The organism is Alienimonas californiensis, from assembly GCF_007743815.1.
Lineage (GTDB): Bacteria > Planctomycetota > Planctomycetia > Planctomycetales > Planctomycetaceae > Alienimonas > Alienimonas californiensis.
In genome coordinates this window covers 4,407,797-4,428,925 of the sequence record NZ_CP036265.1, presented here as the reverse complement: position 1 = coordinate 4,428,925, position 21,129 = coordinate 4,407,797, and the positions used below count along the sequence as shown (strand labels likewise).

At 69.7% G+C, this 21,129-nt stretch carries 13 protein-coding genes; 7 read left to right on the top strand and 6 right to left on the bottom strand.

All coding sequences use genetic code 11. From position 1 onward, the window contains the following. Positions 1-83 precede the first annotated feature (83 nt). Together CA12_RS17520 and CA12_RS17515 are read left to right on the top strand one after the other, a co-directional pair. Positions 84-1,514 (top strand): DUF3326 domain-containing protein, encoded by a 1,431-nt coding sequence (locus CA12_RS17520; RefSeq protein WP_145360294.1) that lies wholly within the window; start codon positions 84-86, stop codon positions 1,512-1,514. A gap of 114 nt (positions 1,515-1,628) precedes the next feature. Continuing rightward, positions 1,629-3,113, top strand: coding sequence for an aminotransferase class I/II-fold pyridoxal phosphate-dependent enzyme (locus tag CA12_RS17515; RefSeq protein ID WP_145360293.1), 1,485 nt, complete (start codon positions 1,629-1,631; stop codon positions 3,111-3,113). Between the two features lie 67 nt (positions 3,114-3,180). Here CA12_RS17515 and CA12_RS17510 read toward each other — a convergent pair whose 3' ends face one another. The 5 genes from CA12_RS17510 to CA12_RS17490 all read right to left on the bottom strand — a co-directional run bounded on the left by CA12_RS17510 (position 3,181) and on the right by CA12_RS17490 (position 9,549). Beyond that, positions 3,181-4,614 carry a sulfatase-like hydrolase/transferase gene (locus CA12_RS17510; protein ID WP_145360292.1) on the bottom strand — a complete coding sequence of 478 codons (1,434 nt, stop codon included), beginning with the start codon at positions 4,612-4,614 and terminating at the stop codon, positions 3,181-3,183. A gap of 81 nt (positions 4,615-4,695) precedes the next feature. Continuing rightward, a complete protein-coding gene (locus CA12_RS17505) occupies positions 4,696-6,150 on the bottom strand; it encodes an oxidoreductase (protein WP_145360291.1) in 1,455 nt (484 codons plus the stop codon). A 57-nt stretch (positions 6,151-6,207) separates the two neighbouring features. Continuing rightward, entirely contained in the window at positions 6,208-7,140 is a 933-nt protein-coding gene (locus CA12_RS17500) for a type II secretion system F family protein (RefSeq protein WP_145360290.1), read from the bottom strand. 62 nt (positions 7,141-7,202) lie between these two features. Next, positions 7,203-8,168 carry a type II secretion system F family protein gene (locus CA12_RS17495; protein ID WP_207622029.1) on the bottom strand — a complete coding sequence of 322 codons (966 nt, stop codon included), beginning with the start codon at positions 8,166-8,168 and terminating at the stop codon, positions 7,203-7,205. 49 nt (positions 8,169-8,217) lie between these two features. Further along, positions 8,218-9,549 carry a CpaF family protein gene (locus CA12_RS17490; protein ID WP_207622238.1) on the bottom strand — a complete coding sequence of 444 codons (1,332 nt, stop codon included), beginning with the start codon at positions 9,547-9,549 and terminating at the stop codon, positions 8,218-8,220. Positions 9,550-9,838: 289 nt separating this feature from the next. Between CA12_RS17490 and CA12_RS17485 the strand changes: the two genes are divergently transcribed. The 4 genes from CA12_RS17485 to CA12_RS17470 all read left to right on the top strand — a co-directional run bounded on the left by CA12_RS17485 (position 9,839) and on the right by CA12_RS17470 (position 16,420). Then, positions 9,839-11,386: a PhoH family protein gene (locus CA12_RS17485; protein ID WP_145360289.1), complete on the top strand. Its 1,548-nt coding sequence runs from the start codon at positions 9,839-9,841 to the stop codon at positions 11,384-11,386. Between the two features lie 80 nt (positions 11,387-11,466). Then, the gene (locus CA12_RS17480; RefSeq protein WP_145360288.1) at positions 11,467-12,501 is read left to right on the top strand and encodes a tetratricopeptide repeat protein; all 1,035 of its coding nucleotides are present in this window, start codon (positions 11,467-11,469) and stop codon (positions 12,499-12,501) included. 69 nt (positions 12,502-12,570) lie between these two features. Further along, positions 12,571-14,475, top strand: coding sequence for a GTPase (locus tag CA12_RS17475; RefSeq protein WP_145360287.1), 1,905 nt, complete (start codon positions 12,571-12,573; stop codon positions 14,473-14,475). A 28-nt stretch (positions 14,476-14,503) separates the two neighbouring features. Beyond that, positions 14,504-16,420: a GTPase domain-containing protein gene (locus tag CA12_RS17470; RefSeq protein ID WP_145360286.1), complete on the top strand. Its 1,917-nt coding sequence runs from the start codon at positions 14,504-14,506 to the stop codon at positions 16,418-16,420. A 39-nt stretch (positions 16,421-16,459) separates the two neighbouring features. On the opposite strand, the gene CA12_RS17465 is transcribed toward CA12_RS17470, so the two are convergent. Beyond that, positions 16,460-17,986 carry a hypothetical protein gene (locus CA12_RS17465; RefSeq protein ID WP_145360285.1) on the bottom strand — a complete coding sequence of 509 codons (1,527 nt, stop codon included), beginning with the start codon at positions 17,984-17,986 and terminating at the stop codon, positions 16,460-16,462. Positions 17,987-18,277: 291 nt separating this feature from the next. Between CA12_RS17465 and polA the strand changes: the two genes are divergently transcribed. Next, the gene (polA, locus tag CA12_RS17460; RefSeq protein ID WP_145360284.1) at positions 18,278-21,097 is read left to right on the top strand and encodes a DNA polymerase I; all 2,820 of its coding nucleotides are present in this window, start codon (positions 18,278-18,280) and stop codon (positions 21,095-21,097) included. Positions 21,098-21,129 lie beyond the last annotated feature (32 nt).

Genomic DNA, 21,129 nt, shown 5'->3' with positions numbered 1-21,129 from the left:
AAAACGCGCCCGGCCGACGAGCGCGTCGTTCTGCTTTCGCTCCGGCCCCCCTCCCCCTCCCCCCTGCCGATCGTTCGCCTGCTATGCACGTGAAATCTGTCTCCCTTAACGTTGACGGGCAGACAGTCCGCGGCGATCTGGCAAGTCTGGGTCGAGAGCTGGAAGAGCGGTGCGGCGGGATCCCGCTGCGATTCTCGGCGATCGACGGTCGCGGGGACGCGGTGCGCTGTGAGGTCGAGACGGCATTCGGGTTCGAGGGCGGGGCGGAGTTCCCCTCGATCTTCGAATACCGCCGCCGCGGCCCGGAGCGGGTCGACGCGATGAACGCCGTCATGCTCATCCCCACCGGGGTGGACTGCACGATCGGCGGGCACGCCGGCGACGCCACGCCCGCCGCGAAGGTCCTGGCCCAGGTCTGCGACCGGCTCGTCCTGCACCCGAACGTGGTGAACGCCAGCGACGTGAACGAACAGCCGGAGAACGCGCTGTACGTCGAGGGCAGCCAGATCTGCCGGTTGCTGACCGGTGCCGCCGGCCTGCGGCGGGTGCGTTCGAACCGGGTGCTGGTGGTCACCGATCCGGCCGAGCGGGGAGGCGCGGGCTTCGAGGAAGACGGCGAACTCGGTTCCGGCTGGGTGCTGGATCAGGTCGTGAACTGCGCCTCCACGGCGCGAGCGACTATGGGCATTGACGTGCCCGAAGTCCTCATTGCCCACGGCGGACTGGGCGTCCGGATCGAGTACTCCCCCGCCGGTCGCGCGACCGGGCGGATCGACTCTCTGGAACCGCTGGTCCGCCTGCTGCGGAGCCGCCGCGCGGAGTTCGACGCCGTCGCCGTCGCCAGCAAGATCACTCCCCCGGTCGACTCGCTGCAACTCCACGCGGACTACTTCAACGGCGACCGGCCCAACCCCTGGGGCGGCGCCGAGGCGGCCCTGACGCACACGCTGTCCTCGCTGCTGGAAGTGCCGGTCGCCCACGCCCCGACGATGTCCGACCTGTCGCTGCGGACGGAGCGGTACGGCCGGGTCGACCCCCGGAAGGCGGCGGAGGTCATCTCCGTGACGTACCTGATGTGCGTGCTCAAGGGCCTGCACAAGGCCCCCGCGCTGGTGGCGGGATCGTCGGCTTACGACCCCTCCGAACTGCACGCCGAAGACGTGTCGGCCCTGATCGTGCCGGACGGCTGCCTAGGGCTGCCGGTCCTCGCCGCCCGGGCGCAGGGCATCCGCGTGATCGCGGTGCAGGAAAACGAGAACCTCATGCGGAACGACCTGGGCGCCCTCGGCTGGGCTCCGGGACAGTTCCACCAGGTGAGCAGCTACCTCGAAGCGGCCGGCCTGTTGGCGGCGATCAAGGCGGGCGTGGCCCCGGAATCGGTCCGTCGGCCGATCGCCCCCACCCGCGTCCGCCGCGGCGACGCGCCGAAGGCCGGGTCGTCCCACGGGAGTTCCTCGAACGGCGCCGCACGCCGCGTGGAATCCCGGAACGGCCATCTGGCCGGCGTGAACTGAGCGACCGGGCGATCCGGGCGACCGTGCGGCGACGGAGGGGGCGAAAAACGTCCTTCCGCCGTCGCCGGCGCCCGCTCCCCCGGGACCTGCCGGTTCCCTCGAAAGACCTTTGCCGTGTCTGCCGTTCAGATTTCCGGTTCGCGGGAGCCCGCTGACCGCGCCCCGCTGCTGGACGCGCTGTTGGCGTATGCCGACCGCGGCGTCCGCGGTCTGCACACGCCGGGGCACAAGTCCGGACGCTTCGCCCCGCCGCGAATGTTGGAAGCCCTCGGGCCGGCCGCGTTCCGGCTCGACCTGCCGGCGATGGGCGTCACGGACAACACGTTCCACCCCCGCGGCTGTCTGGCGGAGGCGGAGCGGTTGGCCGCCGACCTTTATGAGGCGTCCGCCACCCGGTTCCTCGCCGGCGGGGCGACGCTCGGCATTATTGCAGGAGTCCTCGCGGCGGTCCCGGAGGGGGATTCGCTGCTGCTCAGCCGGATCGCGCACCGCAGCGCCTTTTCCGCGCTGGCCCTGTCCGGGGCGACGCCGCGGTATCTGATGCCGCGGTCCGCCGATCCGGCCGCCGCCGCGGAGCTCTCCCCGGCGGACGTCGCCCACCATCTGGACGCCGACCCCCGCATTCGCGCGTTGTTGCTGACCCGGCCGAGCTACTACGGCGTGGCGGCGAGTCTGGACGTCCTGCGGGAGGTCGCGGCGCTCTGCCGCCGGCGGGGCGTGCTGACGATCGTGGACGAAGCCCACGGCGGCCACTTCAAGTTCCTGCCCGCCGGGCGCGGGCCGGGATCGGCGGTCGACGCGCCGGTCGATCTCGTGATCCAGAGCCCGCACAAGACGCTCGGCGCGCTGGTCGGGGGAGCCTGGGCGCACTTTCCGCAGGAATCGCGGCTGGACCCCGACCGCTTCGCGGCCCGGATGAACCTGCTCCAGACCACGTCCCCGTCCAACCTCGTCCTGGCCTCCCTCGACGCCGCCCGGCAGTGGTTGCACGGCGGCGGCCGCAACCGCTTCCCCGACGCGGTGCCGGAGGTCGCGGCCCTGCGGGCGAAGCTCGCGGCGCTGCCCGGCGTGCGTTTGTCCGGGGCGAGCCGCGACCCGGAGGACTTCGCCACGACCGACCCCTTCCGATTGGCGGTGGACGTGTCCGAGACGGGGGCCGACGGCCCGGCGGTGGAGCGGGTCCTGCGAGAGCGTCGAATCGAACACGAGTTCTGCGACCGGACGCACGTCGTTTTCGTTTTGGGACCGGGCGACGACCGGGCCGCCTGGGACGACCTGATCGACACGTTCGCGGCCCTGCCCCCGGGTCAGCCGGGAGAGAACGGCCACGGGGGCGGCGCCGTGCTGCCGGAGCCGCTGGTGCGGCTCTCCCCCCGTCGCGCCGCCTCCCTGCCCACCGAATCCGTCCCGCGGGCCGGCGCCGCGGGCCGGATCGCCGGCGAGGTGATCGCGGTCTACCCGCCGGGCATCCCGCTGGCCTGCCCCGGCGAGGAGGTCACCGCCGAGGTGTTGCGCGCCGCCGACGCGGCCGCGGCGGCGGGCCTGTCCGTCCACGCCGCCGACTCCACGTTGAAGCGGATCCTCGTCCTGGCGGACTAACGGCGTGATCCCGCTGAGGCACGCCGCGGCCGCTTCCTGAGCGGGTTCAGGCGGCCTGCGGCGTCGCTCAAGGCTTTCGCGAGAACTCCCACGCCGGGCCTTCGTCGCGGGCGGAGCGGTGCAGTTCGATCAGCCGGTCGGCCAATCGATCCCGCTCCTCCGGCCGCGTGCCTGCCAGATCCCGGTGTTGCCGCTCGTCGCTGCGGGTGTCGTACAGTTCGAAGCGGCCCAGTTCGGTCTCCTTGATCACGGGCATCGATTCCGGCCCGACGTTCCCGCCCCCGGGCTGGGCGGGTCGGTCGCGGCGGCCGAGCAGAACCTGATTCCCCTCTCGCACCGCCGCGACCGGCCCGCCGAGAGCCCGGTAGTAACTCCAGAACAGCGGCTGCGTCCGCGTGAGCGGTGCGTCCTCGAGGAGCAGCCCGGCGAGGCTCGTGCCGTCCAGCGGCCGATCCTCCGGGGGCTGCGTGGCGGTGAGTTCGCAAATCGTCGGTAGCAGGTCGACGGCCCCGACCGGCTCGTCCTCCACCCGCGGGGCGATCTTCCCGGGCCAACTGACGATGCCCGGCACGCGGATGCCGGCCTCGTACAGCCAGAGCTTCATGCCCCGCAGCTCCCCCGGCGAGCCGTAGCTGCGATTCGCCGACCGATAGCGGTTGAGCGTCTCGGGTCCGTTGTCCGAGGTGAAGACGACGAGCGTGTTTTCCCGCACGCCGCGTTCGTCCAGCGCGTCCAGCAGCGTGCCGACCGCCCGATCCATATTCGCCACGTTGGCGAAATACTCCGCTTCGTCCGCGGTACGACTGCGGGTTTCATACCGCTCGGTCAGTTCTTCCGGACTGGCGACGGGTTCGTGCGGTTCGTGGAACCAGACGTTGAGATAAAAGGGGGCGGCGGAGTCGGCCCGCTCGTCCAACCAGCGGACCGCCTCCGCGGCGACGAGGTTGCAGGAGTAGCCCTCCAGCTCTCCCACCGGCTTGCCGTCCGAGACGAAGTTGGAGGGGTTTCGGTGCGACGGGGAGGCGTTGTTCTGCGTGGCGAACCAGTGGTCGAAGCCGTGGTCCCCGGGCTGCGGTTGGGCCGCCTGATTGAACTTCCCGTTGAGATGCCACTTGCCGACGTGGCAGGTGTCGTAGTTCTCGCCGTTCAACAGCGAGGGAATCGTCGTTTCGCCCGATCGGAGATGCACCTCGGAGCCGCCGGGGATCCAGTCGTACACGCCGGAGCGATCCGGCGTGCGACCGGTCAGGAGGCCGGCCCGGCTGGGGGAGCAGACCGGGCTGCTTGAATAAAAGTGCGTGAACCGCACGCCGCCGGCGGCGAGGGCGTCCAACCGCGGCGTCTGGATCACCGGGTGGCCGTAGCAACCGAGATCGCCGTAGCCGAGGTCGTCGCAGAGAATCAGCAGAACGTTCGGTCGCGGGCGCTCCCGGTCCGCGACGGGTCCGCCGTCCGGCGGGCCGGCGAGTAGGAAGCAGGCGAGGGCGAGGGTCGGCGACATCGGCGGCGCTCCGGGCGAGGGAAAGGTTGATCTTGTCCGACCCTTCGGCCGATCGCACCTCAGTCCGTCACGCCCTGTCGTTCAGGACCCGGCGAGCTTCGCCTTCACCTCTTTGTAAATCGGGTCGTACACCTCCCGGTCGAAGGGCGGGCAGCCGGTGGGGTACTGTCCCAGCGGGTGGTCCTTCGTCCGCATGATGTTCGTGCAATAACTGAACGTGCGGCAGACCTGCTTGCGGTTCAGAGCGCCGGACTCCCGCAGCGAGCGGGCGAAGTCCGGGTGGGAGAGCGAGCCGCGGCCGTAGCCGACGACGTCGCACCGCCCCGCGGCGACGTTCGCCGCGGCCGCGGCGAAGGCGTAGTCCTGCAACCAGCTATATCCGCTGCCCACGACCGGGACGCGCACTCCCTGCGGCGTCACCGCGGCCTCCTGCACCGCCGCGGTGAGGGCGAAGTGACGGTGGATGCCGACAAGCGGATGCTCCGGCTGGTGATAGCCGTCCGTCGGCGGGTTCTCGGCCGGCCGCACCAGGTGCGGGCAGGCGTAGGGATTCCCGCTGGATACGTTCAGCAGGCTCACGCCCCACGCGGCCAGATCGGCGGCCAACCGTCGCGGTTCGTCCAGCGCCAGTTGCGCGTGATCGTGCGCGTCGGTGCCGAAACTGTTCGTCAGCGGCGTGGCGTGGGCGTCTGGTTCGCCCAGTCCGTCCGCCCCCTTATGGAACGGGACGCCGTCATAGGCGTTGAACCGGCTGGCGATCAATAATCCGGGAACCTCCTCCCGAATCCGACCGATCAGTTCACGAATGAACCGGGTGCGGTTCTCGTAGCTGCCGCCGTAGTTTCCGGGCCGATTCGTCGCGGCAAGCAGTTCGCAGAGCAGGTATTTATGACACTGCTTAATGTCGACGAAGTCGCAGCCGACCTCCCGGGCCAGCGTCGCGGCAGTGACGAATTGATCCTGGATGCGGCGGAGATCGTCGTCGGACAGGATCGGAAAATCGTCCGCGATCGGTCCGCCGGTCGATTTATTGACCGTGCGGGGATCCAGCAGCGGGTCGCGGACCGGGATCAGCGGGCCGCGGAAGCTGTAGCGGCCGGAGTGGGTCAGTTGCAGGCCGACGAGCAGATCGCCGTCCTCGCCGCAGGCGGCGCGGTGTTCCTCGCGGCAGCCGGAGAGCATGTCGGCGATCTCGGAGGCGGAGTGATCCGCTAGCCAGAGTTGCCGGGGATTCATCCGGCCGTCGTCTGCGACCGCCGTCGCCTCGCCCCAGATCAACTTGGCGCCGCCGGCGCCGAAGCGGCAATATCGACGATAGGTCAGTTCGTCCGGCCGACCGTCCGGCGTGCCGTCGCAGCCTTCCATCGGCTGGACCGCCAGCCGGTTGCCGACCGTTCGTAACGACCCGCCGGGAACGGGAACGTCCAGCGGTGCGAACAACGGCTCCAAGTCCTCCGACAGGTCGATCGGCACGCCGCGCTCGGCGGCGTCGGCGGCGAGATCGTCGGCGGACTTGTACTTGAAATATCGGGCCACGGGGCGCTCCGGGTGACTGGCTCCCGGAGTCTACCCGATGGCCGCCATCATGCCCGCTCAGACCAGCACGCCGTCGATGATCATCAGCGCCGCCGGCCCGACCAGCACCGCAAATATGCCCGGGAAAATAAACAGAACCAGCGGGAAGATCAGCTTGACCGCCGTCTGCTGGGCGCGCTCCTCCGCGAGTTGGCGGCGTTTGATTCGCATCGAATCGCTTTGCGTCCGCAGCGCCTCGCCGATGCTGCTGCCGAACTTGTCGGCCTGAATCAGCACGGCGGCGAGGGCTCGCATATCGTCCACGCCGGTCCGCACGCCGAGGTCGTGCAATACCTGACGCCGCGGCGAACCGAGGTTCAGTTGCTTGTTGCAGATATTAATTTCCTCGCAGACGGCTTCATGTGTGTCTTCCAGTTCCTGGGCGACCCGCCGCATGCCCGCGTCCAATCCCAATCCGGCTTCGACGCAGACCACCAACAGGTCCAGCACGTCCGGCAGCCCGAGAAAGATCTGTTCCTTGCGGGACTTCACTATGAAGTAAAGGACGCCCTCCGGCAGGTAGAAGGCCAAACCGCCGACGATAATGGCGGAGAAGGCCGTATTGAGCGTCATCCCGTAGTTCGCCGTGCCGTACACGAAGCCGGCCGCCAGGCCGCCGAGGGCCACGGCGGATTTCAGCGCGAGGTACAATTGCGGCGCCGCCGGACTGTGGAAGCCGGCATTCACCAGGCGCAGGCGGAGGGCGGAGACCTCCGCGTCCGTCTTCGGCGTCAACGCTTTGGACAGGGCGGGCGCGGCTCTTTGCGCAGCGTTCCTGAATCCCGCGCCGCGGGACTTCTCCTGCTTGTCGCCGCGGCGGCGGGGGTCCCGCAGCCGGTCCAGCCGATCGTCCGCGGAGCTGCGGGCGTTGGAAAACAGACTGACCGCTCCCAGAGCCGAGAACAGAATCGCCCCGCCGACGGCGAAGGGCAGCAGGGTTTCGAGGGACATTGAAGGGCGGGCGGATGAGGGGGGAGCGGAAGGTGACCGATCGGTAGCGAACGCCGCCGCCGCTAGATTTTAATATTGACGATTTTCTTGATGACAACGGCCCCGACGACCTGCAAGACAGTCGCCACGCCGATCATCATGCGGCCGCGGGGGTCCTCGAACAGCGGCTCGATGTAGCTCGGGTTGATGTAGTAGATTGCCAGAAAGGTCCCCACGGGCAGGGCCATCAGCACCAGCCCGGAGATGCGGCCCTCCCCGGTGAGGGCCTGCACCTGACCCATGATCTGGAAACGTTCGCGGATCAGATGGCTCAATTTGTCGAGGATCTCCGCCATATCGCCGCCGGCCGCCCGTTGAATGGCGACCGCGGTCACGAAGAACTTCAAGTCCATATTGGGGACCCGCTTCAGCATGTTCTTGAGCGCGTGTTCCAGCGGCAGGCCGAGGTTCTGCTCCTCGTAAGCCAGGCTGAACTCCTTGCTGACGGGCTGCGGCATCTCCTCGACGACGACGTGCAGGCCGCTGGCGAGGCTGTGCCCGCTGCGGAGGGCGCGGGCGATTAACTCCAACGCGTCCGGCATCTGCGCCGCGAACCGCTTATGCCGCTGACGGCGGATGAACAGGACGTAGCCGAACGGCCCCACCGAGGCGATTAGGGCGGCGATCGGGTACAGCGGGGCCGGCGCCCCGCCGAGCACCGCGGCGGCGAAGCCCGCGAAGGCGCACCCGCCGGTGGCGATAAAGAACGTGTTCGGCGTCATCGGGTTGTCCGCCTGCTCCAGGATCAGGCCGAGCTTCGTTAGCGACCCGCCGATCCGCCCCGCCAGGCCGCTCATCCCGTCGGAGGCTTCGGCCAGCAGTTCGCTGGTTTTCAGCTTCGGGGCGGCCTTTTTCCCGCCGACCAGGGCGGTGAGACGGTCCTCGACGTCCGTGGCGGCGCTGTTCCGCCAGGTGACCATCGCCGCGAGCGCCAGCAGCGCGACGAACCCGAAGGCGAACAGCGAGATAACCAGCGGCGAGGCGATCATGGGGGCGTGCGGCGGGGGACGGGGGGCGGGAAGGGCGAAGCGACGGGGCTCAACCCAGGCGCCGGGCGGCGAACAGGTTGTGCGGCAGCTTCACGCCCGCCGACTCGAGCCGGTCCATAAACGTCGGCCGCACGCCGGTGCTTTCGAAGTGGCCGAAGGCCTTGCCGTTCTCGCCGATGCCGTCCTGCACGAACTCGAAGATTTTCTGCATGACGATGGTATCCCCTTCCATGCCGACGACTTCTGTTATATCCGTAACCTTGCGCGGCCCGCCCTGGAGGCGGTTGGCCTGAATAATGAGGTCCACGGCGCTGGCGAATTGATGACGCAGCGCCCGGATCGGCAGTTCGACGCCGCCCATGGAAATCATCGTTTCCAGGCGGCTCACCGCGTCCCGCGGGGTGTTGGCGTGGATGGTCGTCAGGGAGCCTTCGTGGCCGGTGTTCATGGCCTGGAGCATGTCCAGGGCCTCCGGTCCGCGGCACTCGCCGATGATGATCCGGTCCGGCCGCATCCGCAGCGCGTTCTTGACGAGATCGGTCGCCGTCACGGCGCCCTTCCCCTCGATGTTCGGCGGACGGGTTTCCAGGCGCAGGGTGTGCGGTTGCTGGAGTTGAAGCTCCGCCGCGTCCTCAATGGTGATAATCCGCTGGTCCGGCTGAATAAAGCTGGACAGCGTATTAAGCAACGTCGTTTTGCCGGAGCCGGTGCCGCCGGAGACGAGCACGTTCAGCCGGGCCTTCATGGCCCCTTCCAGCAGCATGACCATCTCCGGGGTGAAGGCCCCGAACTTGAGCAGGTCTTCCAGCGTCAGCGGGTTCGAGCCGAACCGCCGAATGGTGATCGCGGCGCCGTCCAGCGCCAGCGGGGCGATGATGGCGTTCACCCGGGAGCCGTCCGGCAGGCGGGCGTCGCACATCGGGCTGGTTTCGTCGATCCGCCGGCCGACCTTGGAGACGATCCGGTCGAGGATCTGCAGCAGGTGATCGTTGTCCCGGAACGTCACCGGGCTTTTCAGGATGCGGCCTTCTTTCTCAATATAAACGCACTTCGGGCCGTTGATCATGATGTCCGCGACGCCCTCCTCTTTGAGGAGGATCTCCAGCGGACCGAAGCCGAAGGTTTCGTCTAGGACCTCCTCGACGAGCCGCTCCCGCTCGCCGCGGTTCAACAGCGGGTTTTCGGTGTCGCAGAGGTGTTCGACGACGAGGCGGATCTCCCGCCGGAGGGTGTCCCCCTCCAGGTCGCCGAGGCGGGACAGGTCGAGCTTGTCGACCAGTTTGCCGTGGATCAGGCGCTTTAAGTCTTCGAAATCCATCTGCTCGCCGGGGCGACCGGTCGAGGGGCGGCCGGGGCGGGCGGCGGTGCGGGCGGCGGACATGACGGCGGGAGCGAGGAGGGACGCGGCGGCGCCGGCGGGGGGAATGCCGGTCTGCGAACCTAGGTCACGCCGTTCGGTCGGGCGGACCGCGCCGGCGGCGGCGGCCATGTGGCGGAACGGCAACGTGCGAGCGCGCCGTTCGTGCCGGTTTTGCCACGTCGCTCCCCGTCGGCTTCACGGGATCCTCATCCCGCCGAACCCCAGGTCGGGGTCGGTGGTCCGGCGGTGAGGAACTATCGTTAGCGCCCGTTGCCGCCCGTCCCCGACGTCAGCCCCTCGGATCCCGCTTATGTCCGCTCCGGCCGCTTTGCGTTCGCCCGTCGCCTTCGACAGCCACTCCGGCGCCTCGGACTTCGGCGCAGGACTCGACGCCGCCGCCGGGGAGGAGCAGCCGAACCTCGCCTCGCCCGGCGGCCCCCCTTCGCCCGACGAACTCGCCGCGGACGACGAAACCCTGGAGGACGCCGCGGACGACGTGCGTACCCCGGACACCGGCCCGGTGCCCAAGACGTTCGTGCTGGATACGAACGTGATCCTGCACGACTCCCAGTGCCTGCGGAGCTTCGCCGAGCACGACGTCGCGGTTCCGATGACGGTGCTGGAAGAACTCGACCGCTTCAAGAAGGGGGCGGAGGAAAAGCACTTCCACGCCCGGCGCTTTCTGCGGGAACTGGACGGGCTGACGGGCGAACTGCTCTCCACCGCCGGCATCGGCCTCGGCGAGGCGGGTGACGGCTCGAAGTTGGGCCGGGTGCGGGTCGTGATGGGCCGCCGGGACGACCCGGCGATCCAGGGGGTGTTCACCGAGGACACCCCGGACCACCGCATCCTCGCCGCCGCGATGGCCGTGCACCGGGCGGAGGGCGATCAGCGGATCGTGGTCCTCGTCACCAAGGACACCAACCTGCGGATGAAGGCCAAGGCGCTGGGCCTGATCGCCCAGGACTGGGAGAACGACAAGGTGGAGAGCCACGAGGCCCTCTACACCGGCAAGCGGATCGTCCAGAACATGCCGTCGGAAACGGTCGACCGTTTCTATTCCCCCCCCGGCAGCGTGCCGGCGGCCGAGCTGCCGGAGGTGGTCGGCCCGATCGCCAACGAGAACTTCATCCTCCGCAACGGCTCCAAGTCCGCCCTGGCGACCTACCTGCCCGGCCCGCGGGAGTTCCGCCGGGTCGAAAAATCGACGGTCTACGGCATCGCCCCCCGCAACGCGGAGCAGAGCTTCGCCGTCCGGGCGCTGCTGGACGACGACGTGCGGTTGGTCTCGCTGACCGGCAAGGCGGGCAGCGGCAAAACCCTGCTGGCCCTCGCCGCGGCGCTGGCCCAGCGGACGAAGTACCGCCAGATCCTGCTGGCCCGTCCCGTCGTGCCGCTGTCGAACCGGGACCTCGGCTTCCTGCCGGGCGACATCGGAGCGAAGCTCGACCCCTACATGCAACCGCTGCACGACAACCTGTCCGTCATCCGGCACGCCCTCGGCGACGAGAGCGAGGACGCCAAGCGCATCCCCCTGATGCTGGAGACCGGCAAGCTGGAGATCAGCCCGCTGGCCTACATTCGCGGCCGCAGCCTGCCCCGCATCTACTTCATCATCGACGAGGCCCAGAACCTCACCCCGCACGAGGTGAAAACGATCGTCACCCGGGCCGGCGAGGGGACCAAAATCGTGCTCACCGGCGACGTGAAGCAGATCGACCACCCCTACCTCGACGGCCTCTCCAACGGTTTATCGCACCTGATCCACCGCATGACCGGGCAGCCGCTGTACGCCCACGTCACGCTGGAGAAGGGCGAACGCAGCGAACTGGCCGAACTCGCCAGCGACCTGCTCTGAACGCCGCCGTCGCCGCAAGTGAACCGCAGCGCCGTCGGCGGCGTTCCCCCCATCGCTCGCTCCCCGCCCGCCTCACCGCTGTGACACCCTCCCCTGACGACCCGCTGCGGTTCAAGTTTCGCTTCCTCAACGAGCAGGGCCAACCGGCCGGCCTGTTTCGGAAAAAGGGGCGTTGGGACGGCGAGACGCTGACGCTCGACGACGTCACCCTGCCCGCCGCCGCCCTGATGGACGTCCAGGCGCGGGACAAACTGCTGTTCCTCGTCGTCCCCGTGGAGAACGACTCAACGGCAGAGGAAGCCGCCGGCCCGCGGGCGGGTACGATCGGGGCGTCGTTTTCCGGGAATGCGACCGCGCAGTCGCTGAAGTCCGCGTTGGACGTCGCCCGGAGCGCGGCATGGGCCGAATCGCACCGGGAGCAGTTGGAGGCGGCCGGCCGCGGCGCCGCGTTTCGCTCCGCAACCTGCCCGCACTGCGAGGCGACCGCGGTGCTGAGCGACATGCCCAAGACCCCGCAGGTGTTCTGCGCCTTCTGTGAGACCCTCTGGACTGAACGCGCCGCCGCCGATCCGCCGGCGTGGGAGACGGCGCACCGCATCTGCGACGAGTGCGGCTACTTCGCCGCCCCGCGGAAGTTCACGGTGTTCTACTTCTACTTCCTGCTGGTCGTGTACGGCTGGAACGTCCGCGCGACGTGGCGCTGCCCGGCCTGCATGCGCGGTGATGCCTGGAAGATGCTGGTCGTCAACGCCCCGTTCGTCCTCGGCGTGCCGGTGGCCCTCACGCAGTTGGCCCGCACCTACGGCAGCGACTTGACCGGCGGACCCTACGCGGGCCTGGACGCCGGCAACAAAGCGGCCCGGGCCGGGAAGTTCGACGCGGCCATCGCCAGGTACCGGGCGATCCTCGAACGCCTCGGGGCCGCGGCGGGGGTGAAGTACAACCTCGGTCTGGCGCTGGCCGGCGAGGGCGAGACGAACCGGGCCGCCGACGCCTTCCTCGCCAGTCTGGACGACTGCGCGAACTACGCCCCGGCCTACCAGCGGGTCGCCCCGCTGTTGGAGCAGTCCGGGCGGACGGAAGAACTCGCGGAGTTGCGGAGGCAGTGGGCGTGAACTGCCGGGCGGATCGCGTATCGTCCCGCCCCCGCCGGTTTCTCGCTCGCCCGCCCTTCCCCTCAGCTCATGGCCGATCTCGCGGAGTTCGCCGCCGCGGCCCGCCGACTGGCGGAGGCCGTTTCCGCGTTGGACCGCCACGCCGGCGCGCTCGATCTGCGCCCGGCGAAGGAGCGGCCCTGGCACGAAACGCTGCACGGCAAGCTGCTGCCCCAACTCCCAGGCCCCGGCGGCGGCGGGGCGTTTCTGGTGGTGGCGGTCGTGGGGGGCACGAACATCGGCAAGTCGCTGATCTTCAATCACCTCGCCGGCTTCGAAGCCAGTTCCAGCAGCAAGTTCGCCAGCGGCACCAAGCATCCCACCTGCCTCGTGCCGACCGGGTTCGGTGAGAGCCATCGCCTGGAGGAGATCTTCCCCGGCTTCACCCCCACGAAGCTCGACGAACGGGACCCGGACGCCGCCCTGCGGGCCGACGACCGCGACCTGCTGTTCTGGGCGGAAAGCGACGCGGTCCCGGCGAATCTGCTGCTGCTCGACACGCCGGACGTCGACAGCGACGCCCCGGTCAACTGGGAGCGGGCCGCGAAGATCCGCACCGCCGCCGACGTGTTGCTGGCCGTCGTCACGGAGCAGAAATACAACGACGCCGCCGTCGTGCGGTTCTTCCGCGAAGCCGGCGGCCGGCACGTCCACGGGGCGGACGCGGCGGTCGTAGTCGTCTTCAACCAGGTGCATCTGCCCGAGGACGAGCAGTACTGGCCGACGTGGGTCGGCACGTTCGCGGAACGCACCGGCATCGCGCCGGACCTGCTGTTCCTCGCCCCGCACGATCGGGTGGCGGCGAAAGAACTGCGGCTGCCCTTCCACGAACGCCCTTGGCCGCCGGACCAAAGTGAGCCCGAAGCGCAAGCGAGGCTGTCGGCCGACGGCGACACGCTGCGGGTCGCCCTGTCGGAACTGCACTTCGACGAGGTGAAGCTCCGCACGCTCTCCGGGGCGGTCGATCGACTGGCCAGTCCGGACGACGGCGTCCCGGCGTGGCTGCGCGAGGTGCGGGAGGCCGCCGGGCGGTTCGCGGCGGCGGGCGAACACCTGATGGACGAACTGACCGACAGCAAGGCGAAGTGGCCGCCGGTGCCCTCCGCGGCATTGGTAGACGAGGTCCGCGACTGGTGGCGGGGCCGGCGGACGGGGGCGACCCGCCGGGTCGCCGACGCCTACTCCGTCGTGGGCGGCCTGATCGCCCAGCCGTTACGGGCGCTGCGGGGCCCGAAGCCGCCGCCGCTGGAGGGCTATTCCAAGGAGGAGTTCGCCCTGTTCCGCCGGGCGGTGGAACGGTTATTCAGCCAGCTCGAACGACTGCGGGAGAGCGATCCGGTGCTCGCCCCCCGCCTCGCCGCGGCGTTGGGCGGGGCCCCGCGGGCGGAGCTGCTGGAACGCCTCCGGGCCGACCATGCCGCCTGCGATCTGGACGAGGAACTGGCCGGGGTCGTGCGGACGGAGATGGACGCCCTGCTGACGAACAACCCCCGCGCCGGCCGCTGGCTGCGCGTGCTGGACGGCGCCGCGGTGATGGGCCGGCCGGCGCTGACCGTGGGCTTGCTGGGCACCGGGGTGATCGGCACGGAACTGGCCGCCGCGGGGATCACGGTCGTGGCGGACACGCTGGTCGGCGGGGCCGCCGCCGCCGCGGGCGAAGCGGCCGGCGCCGGGGCCGGCACTCTCGCCATGCGGGTGAACGCCAAGCTCGCCCGGATCGAACGCCGCTTCGCGGAGCGGCGTCGGGCCTGGCTCGAACGCTGGGTGCGGGACGCGCTGCTGGGGCCGCTGGTCTCCGACGTCGCCCACGCCGCCGCCCTGCCCGACTCCGAAGCGTTCGCCGCGGTGGGAACGGCGTTGACCGAACTGCAGCGGGCGAGCGGGGAACGCGAGCCGGTCACGGTTTCCAACAGCACAGAACGCGCGGGGGGCTGACGCCCCGCCGCTCGCCTTGAAGATTTTCATGTCGCCTGAACTCGATCGCCTGGACCAACTTGCCCGCATCGACGGGCTGATCCGCCGCGTCCGCGAGTGGGCGGAGGAACCGGCGGACGTTCCCGGCGTCGAACGCGACGCGGCCCGCTGGGAACCGCTGGCGGACGCCCGCGGGCTGCTGCGCCGGGTGCTGGGCCGGGCGGAGGCCGTGCGGGTGCGGTTGGAGGCGCCGCTGGTCGTCGCCACCTTCGGCGGCACCGGCACCGGCAAGAGCACGCTGGTCAACGCGCTGGTGGGCGAGGAGGTCGCCCTCCCCGGCAAGCAGCGGCCGACGACCACCACGCCGACGCTCGTCGCCCACCCGGACACCGACCTCGCCCCGCTCGGCCTGCCGCTGGACCGGGTGCGGGTGAAGCGGGCGGACGCCGCGGCACTGCGGGAGTTCATCCTCGTCGACTGCCCCGACCCGGACACCACCGAGGTGGAGGCCGAGGGCGAGGGCGCCGCGACGAACCTCGGCCGCCTGCGGGAGTTGCTCCCGCACTGCGACGTGCTACTGGTCGTCAGCACGCAGCAGAAGTACCGCAACGCCCGGGTCGCCGACGAACTGCTGCACGCCGCCCGCGGCTGCCGCCTGCTGTTCGTTCAGACCCACGCCGCCACGGACGGCGACATCCGCGAGGACTGGCGCCGGGTGCTCGGCGAGCGGTTCGAGGTCGCGCCCGATGACCTGTACTTCGTCGACTCGGTGCGGGCCCAGACGGAGCGCGAGGCCGGCCGTCTGCCGACCGGCGAGTTCGCCCGGCTGCTCGAGACGTTGCGGACGGAACTGTCCGAGCACGCCCGGGTCGCGGTGCGGCGGGCGAATCTGCTCGATCTGCTCCTCGGAGCCCTGGATCGGGCCGACGCCAACGTGCGGCAGCGCCGGCCGGCTCTGGACGCCGTGGGCGAGAAGCTGGCGGCGGAGCGCGAGGCCCTCACCGCCGCGATGACGGCTCGATTGAAAGAGGAACTGCTGGGCAATCCGGGGGTCTGGGAGCGACGACTCGCCGACGCGGTGGCGACCGCCTGGGGCGTGAGCCCGTTCAGCATCTCCCTGCGGTTCTACAACGGCATCGGCGGCTACATCACGTCGTCCAGCCTGTTCCGCGCCCGCAACGCCGCCGCGGTGGCGTTGGTGGGCGCGACGATGGCCGGCCAGAAGCTGCGGGACTACCACGCCGGCAACGCGGCGGACGCGGGGCTGGATCAGCTCGGGGCGTTCGGGCAGGACGACGGTCTGCTGCGGGACGCCCGCTTCCGGTTACAGGGCTTCACCGCCGACGCCGGGCTGCCGACCGAATTGCTGACCCTCACCGACGCGCAGATCCGCGATCAGGGCGTCGCTGCGGAGGGGCGGTTTCTGGAAGGGGTGCGGGGGAAGGTGGACGCCCTGATCAAGAAACTGGCGGCGAAGAACAGCCGCACGCCGGTCCGGCTGTGGTACGAAATCCTGCTGCTCAGCCTGCCGGCGGTGATCCTGCTGCGGGCCGCGAAGAACTTCTTCTGGGACACCTTCCTGCACCCGCTGATCTTTGGCGACGCCGAGGTCGCCACGGCCGCCGGGCCTGTGTTGTACGGCGGGGACTACTGGATTGCCGGGGCGGTGTTCGCCTCGCTGTGGGCCGGGCTGTTGGTGATGCTGTTCAGCCGGCGGTTGCGGCGGGGGCTCGATCAGGAGGTGAACGAACTAGCCCGCAGCGTCTCCGCTGGCCGTACCCCGGCCGGGCTGTTCCCGGCGCTGGACGCCGCCGTCGCCCGGGCGGCGGCGGCGGCGGACCGGCTACACCGACTCGCCGGGGAGGCCGCCGCCGCCCGCGACCGACTCGCCGGCGCCCCGGTCGCCGGAGCGGGGGCAAAGCGGCCTGCCGGCCGCTCGGCGCACGAAAACGCCCCGGGCGCCTGAGGCGACCGGGGCGTTTGAATCGTTTCGCGCGGCGGGCGATTACCGCTGCGGGTTGAACCGGCTGCTGGGCTGCGGGTCGATCTCGCTGCCGCGACGGCCGCGGTTCGGATCGAACAGGCCGCTGACGGGCGAGGAGGGGTTGGGATCGACCTGCCGATCCCGGTCGCCGCGGTTGTTGAAGTTCGGGTCCTGCCCCGGCACGAACCGGCGGCGGGTGCTCTGCACGCCCATCGTGTCGAGGAAGGTCTTGAGGTTCTTAACCACGATGCCGTTCCGCTCCGCCTGGCCGCGGATCTCCGTCAGGTGCTCACGCATCTTGGAGAAGGCCGCCTTACGGGCCGGGTCGGAGACCTCGGACGGATCGGGGATGTTGCCGAGCACCAGCATTTCGGTGTTCACGTCCAGCGGCTTGTTGACGTTCGGATCGCCGTCGCCGTCGACCCAGTTGCCGTCGTCGTCGACGTAGACGCTGATCTCGGCGCCGGCGTCGTTGAGGATGCGCCGCAGGCGATCGCGTTCGCCGGTCGTGTTGCCGTCGCCGTCGAGGTCGATCATCCCCACGAAGGCGAACAGGCTCTTGCGGCCGGGGGACCAGGCCGGGCTGAAGATCGGGTCGCCGACGGACAGCGGCTCCAGCGTGGTGACTTCGGTGATGCGGGCCTCGGAGATCTGCTCGCCGACGCTCAGCACTTCGATCGACCCCTTCAGGGCGCTGATGTCGCCGCCGGTCGGGCCGACCTGTTCCTTGTCGTAGACGCTGAAGGTCACGCCCGGACGCAGGTTCTGCCGGCTGCCGAGGTTGAGGTAAACGGTGTCGGTGCTGCGCTGCAGGTTGACGATCTTGCCGTCGGCGGTGGTGAAGCTGCGGGTCTCCTGCATCGCCAGGTCGCGATTCAGGCGCCGGTTCGTTTCCGCCAGTTCGGCGATCTGGTCTTCGAGTTCCGCCTCGCGGTTCGCCAACTGTTCCTTGACCTCTTCCAGCTCCGCCTTGGTCGAAGCGAGGGTGTCCTCGATCTCCTGCCGGCGGGCCTGCTCGGCCCGGATGCGTTCGTCGGTCGCGGCCTGCACGTCGCCGCGGTCGGCGACGGCGACGTTGCGGGCTTCCATATACTGCTGCGACTCGCGGCTGTATTTGCTGTTCAGGCCGTTGATCTCCTGACGCTGGGCTGCGTTCGTCAATGCGTACTGGCCCGACCGGGACCGTTCCGCTTCCAGCAGGGCGTCCAGGTTCTCGACGACCTGGAACAGCGTCTGTTCGTTTTGGTCGGTGTTGTAGTTGGCGATCCGCGCGTCCAGGTCGCCCAGCACCGTGCCCGCGGCCCGGTCGGCCAGGCCGGCTTCGCTGGCGGTCGTGCCGAGGGTCTGCTTGATCGCGGCGATTTCGTTGCGGAGCGTCTCGTTCACCCGCTGAACGTTCTCTTTCTCCTGCTCGATCGTCGCGTAGCGGACCTGGTTCTGGCTGTCCTGCCGATAGATGATGAACGCGGCGACGGAGGCGATCAGCGCGACGACCACCGCGATGATAAGTCCCACCTGAAGCCCGGTGGATTTGCCTTGAGCTGCCATGATTCGGGGTGCGGGGGGAACAGGGCGGGGCGGGAACGGGGCGGAATCGCCGGTTCAATGATCTTCGGACGGCAATCACGCCCGTCAAGACGTCGCGGCCCCCCGCCCGCGCCACCGGACCCCGGGGCGGGCGTTCGACCGGATTCTGTGGAACGCGACGCGCAATCGCGCAGAATCCCCCGCCGCCGCCCGGTTGTGCCGACGCCCGCGCCCGGTTGGGGGCGAAGGGGCGGCTCTCTACCGTGCGTCGCCCCCGCCGCCCCCACGTAAACGCCTCCCGCCCGGGACCTGATGGCCGAGACCGCCCCCCCGTCCGACGCTCGCACCGGGTCCGAAGAGGGCGCCGGCCGCCGCGAAAAGAAGCTGCTCTATCTGATCGACACCTACTCGCTGGTGTTCCAGAACTTCCACGGGATTCCGGCGATGACCGGGCCGAAGGGGCAGCCGACGAACGCCGTGTTCGGCTTCACCCGGGACCTGCGGGCGCTGCTGGACAAAAAGCCCTCGCACCTCGTGATGTGCATGGAGGGCGGCAAGACCGACCGCAGCACGCAGTTCGCGGACTATAAGGCGACCCGCAAGGAGACCCCGCCGGACCTGGAGGCGCAGGTCCCGCTGATCCTCGAGATGGCCGCCGGCCACGGCGTGCCCTGCGTCTCCTTCCCCGGGCAGGAGGCGGACGACGTGATGGCAACCCTCGCCGTAAAAGGCGCCGCGGCGGGGTTCGAGGTCCGCATCGTCACGACTGACAAGGACGCCCGGCAGGTCGTCTCCGATTCGATCCGCCTCTACAACTGCCGCAGCGGCAAGACGTTGGGGCCGGAGGAGTTGATGGAGGAGTGGGGCGTGCGGCCCGATCAGGTGACGGACTTTCAGGGGCTGGTGGGCGATTCCTCGGACAACATCCCCGGGGTGCCGAAGGTCGGCCCGAAGGCGGCGACGGAACTGCTGACCCGCTACGACACCCTGGAGGGCGTGCTGGCCGCGGCCGAACCGGGGCCGGAGGCGATCGAGAAGAGCCGCGTGCTGAACAAAACGGTGCGGGCGAACCTCGCCGACCCGGAGCACCGCGCGAACGCCGTGCTGTCCAAGCAGCTCGCCACGCTGCGGACGGACCTGGAACTGCCGATGACGTGGGAGGACGCGGCGATCTCCAAGCCGGACCACGATCGGTTGCTGGCGCTCTACACCGAACTCGGCTTCAAGCGGCTCTCGGAGGAGGCCCGCGACAACTCGGAGAACGTGCCCACGCAGGTCGTCGGCGCCGGCGGCTACGTGCGGCGGAAGCGGGGGGAGCAGGACGACGGGGCGAAGCTGAAGGCGATCACCGTCGACACCCCGGAGGCCTTCGACGATTTCCTCGACGAACTCCGGGAGCAGCCCGCCTTCTGCGTGGACCTCGAGACGACCAGCACCGACGCCACCCGGGCGGACATCGTCGGCTGGGCCGTCTGCTGGCAGGATCACCGGGCCTTCTACATCCCCGTGCAGTCGCCGCAGGGCCAGCCGGCCCTCGACCCGGTCGCGGTGCTGGAGGCGATGCGGCCGATCCTCATCGACCCAGGCAAGACGGTTCACAACCAGAACCTGAAGTACGACCTCACCGTGCTGCTGCGGGCCGGGGGGGACGTCGCCACGGTCGGCGTCGACCCGATGGTCGCTGACTACCTGCTGGCCGCCGGCGAACGGAGCCACAGCCTGGACGCCCTCGCCCGCCGCCATCTCGACCGCCGCACCACGCCGATCACGGACCTCATCGGCAAGGGCAAGGATCAGAAGTTGATGTTCGAGGTGGAGGTCGAGGACGTCGCCGCCTACGCCGCCGAGGACGCGGACGTCGCCTGGCAGCTCGCCGGCCTGATGCGGGAGAAGCTCGAAGCGGAGCACCTGTGGGAGCTCTACGAGACCGTCGAGCGCCCGCTGATCCCCGTCCTGGCTCGGATGGAGCACACGGGCATCTCGTTGGACGTGCCGGAGCTGGAGCGGCAGTCCGCGGAGATCACGGAGCGGCTGAACCAACTCGAGGCGGAGATCCAGACCCTCGCCGGGCGGGAGTTCAATGTTCGCAGCAACAAACAGCTTCAGGAAATCCTGTTCGACGAACTGGGCCTGCCGGTTGTTAAACGCACCAAAACCGGGCCGAGCACCGACTCCGAGGTGCTCGAAAAGCTGGCCCCCAAGCACCCCCTGCCCGCCAAGGTGCAGGAGTACCGCGGGCTGACGAAGCTCCAGGGGACCTACGTGGACGCCCTGCCGAAGCTCGTGCACCCGGAGACCGGCCGGATTCATTGCAGCTTCAATCAGGTCGTCACCTCGACCGGCCGGCTGAGCAGCTCCGACCCGAACCTGCAGAACATCCCCGTCCGCACCGAGGAGGGCCGCCGGGTCCGCAAGGCGTTCGTCCCCGGCGAGCCGGGCTGGAAGCTGCTGGCGGCGGACTACTCGCAGATCGAACTGCGGTTCCTCGCCCACTACAGCGGCGACAGGGCGCTGGTGGACGCCTTCGCCGAGGACCGTGACGTCCACACCGCCGTCGCCGCGGAGATCTTCGGCGTCCCGCTGGAGGAGGTCAGCCCGGACCAGCGCCGGATCGCCAAGACGACGAACTTCGGCGTGATCTACGGCCAAAGCAGCTACGGCCTGTCCGCGACCCTGGGCATCCCGCAGGACGAGGCCCAGACCTTCATCGACGCCTACCTGGAGACCTACCCCGGCGTCCGCAAGCTGATCGAGAAGACGCTCTCCAACGTGCGGAATAGCGGCTACGCCTACACGATTCTCGGCCGTCGGCGGGAGGTGACGGGAATCCGCCCCCGCTACCAGGGCCAGATGAACCTCGCGGAGCGGACGGCGTTCAACGCGGTCATCCAGGGCTCCGCGGCGGACCTCATCAAACTGGCGATGATCGCCGTCGCCGATCGGCTCCGGCGGGAGAACCACCCGGCCCGGCTCCTGCTGCAAATCCACGACGAACTGCTGTTCGAAACCCCCGCCGCCGCCGTCGACGACCTGACCGCGCTGGTGACGGAAGAGATGACCGGGGCGATGAGCCTGGACGTGCCGCTGCGGGTCGACGTGAACGTGGGGGAGAACTGGCTCGACGCGAAGTAACCGCGCCCCCGATCGCGCGAACCCTCTCCGGG

What these genes read in the sequence shown, in the direction of transcription:
- CA12_RS17520 (WP_145360294.1), top strand. Translation starts at nt 84, where the DNA reads ATGCACGTGAAATCTGTCTCCCTTAACGTTGACGGGCAGACAGTCCGC.
- CA12_RS17510 (WP_145360292.1), bottom strand. Translation starts at nt 4,614, where the DNA reads ATGTCGCCGACCCTCGCCCTCGCCTGCTTCCTACTCGCCGGCCCGCCG.
- CA12_RS17500 (WP_145360290.1), bottom strand. Translation starts at nt 7,140, where the DNA reads ATGTCCCTCGAAACCCTGCTGCCCTTCGCCGTCGGCGGGGCGATTCTG.
- CA12_RS17495 (WP_207622029.1), bottom strand. Translation starts at nt 8,168, where the DNA reads ATGATCGCCTCGCCGCTGGTTATCTCGCTGTTCGCCTTCGGGTTCGTC.
- CA12_RS17490 (WP_207622238.1), bottom strand. Translation starts at nt 9,549, where the DNA reads ATGTCCGCCGCCCGCACCGCCGCCCGCCCCGGCCGCCCCTCGACCGGT.
- CA12_RS17485 (WP_145360289.1), top strand. Translation starts at nt 9,839, where the DNA reads ATGTCCGCTCCGGCCGCTTTGCGTTCGCCCGTCGCCTTCGACAGCCAC.
- CA12_RS17475 (WP_145360287.1), top strand. Translation starts at nt 12,571, where the DNA reads ATGGCCGATCTCGCGGAGTTCGCCGCCGCGGCCCGCCGACTGGCGGAG.
- CA12_RS17470 (WP_145360286.1), top strand. Translation starts at nt 14,504, where the DNA reads ATGTCGCCTGAACTCGATCGCCTGGACCAACTTGCCCGCATCGACGGG.
- CA12_RS17465 (WP_145360285.1), bottom strand. Translation starts at nt 17,986, where the DNA reads ATGGCAGCTCAAGGCAAATCCACCGGGCTTCAGGTGGGACTTATCATC.
- polA (WP_145360284.1), top strand. Translation starts at nt 18,278, where the DNA reads ATGGCCGAGACCGCCCCCCCGTCCGACGCTCGCACCGGGTCCGAAGAG.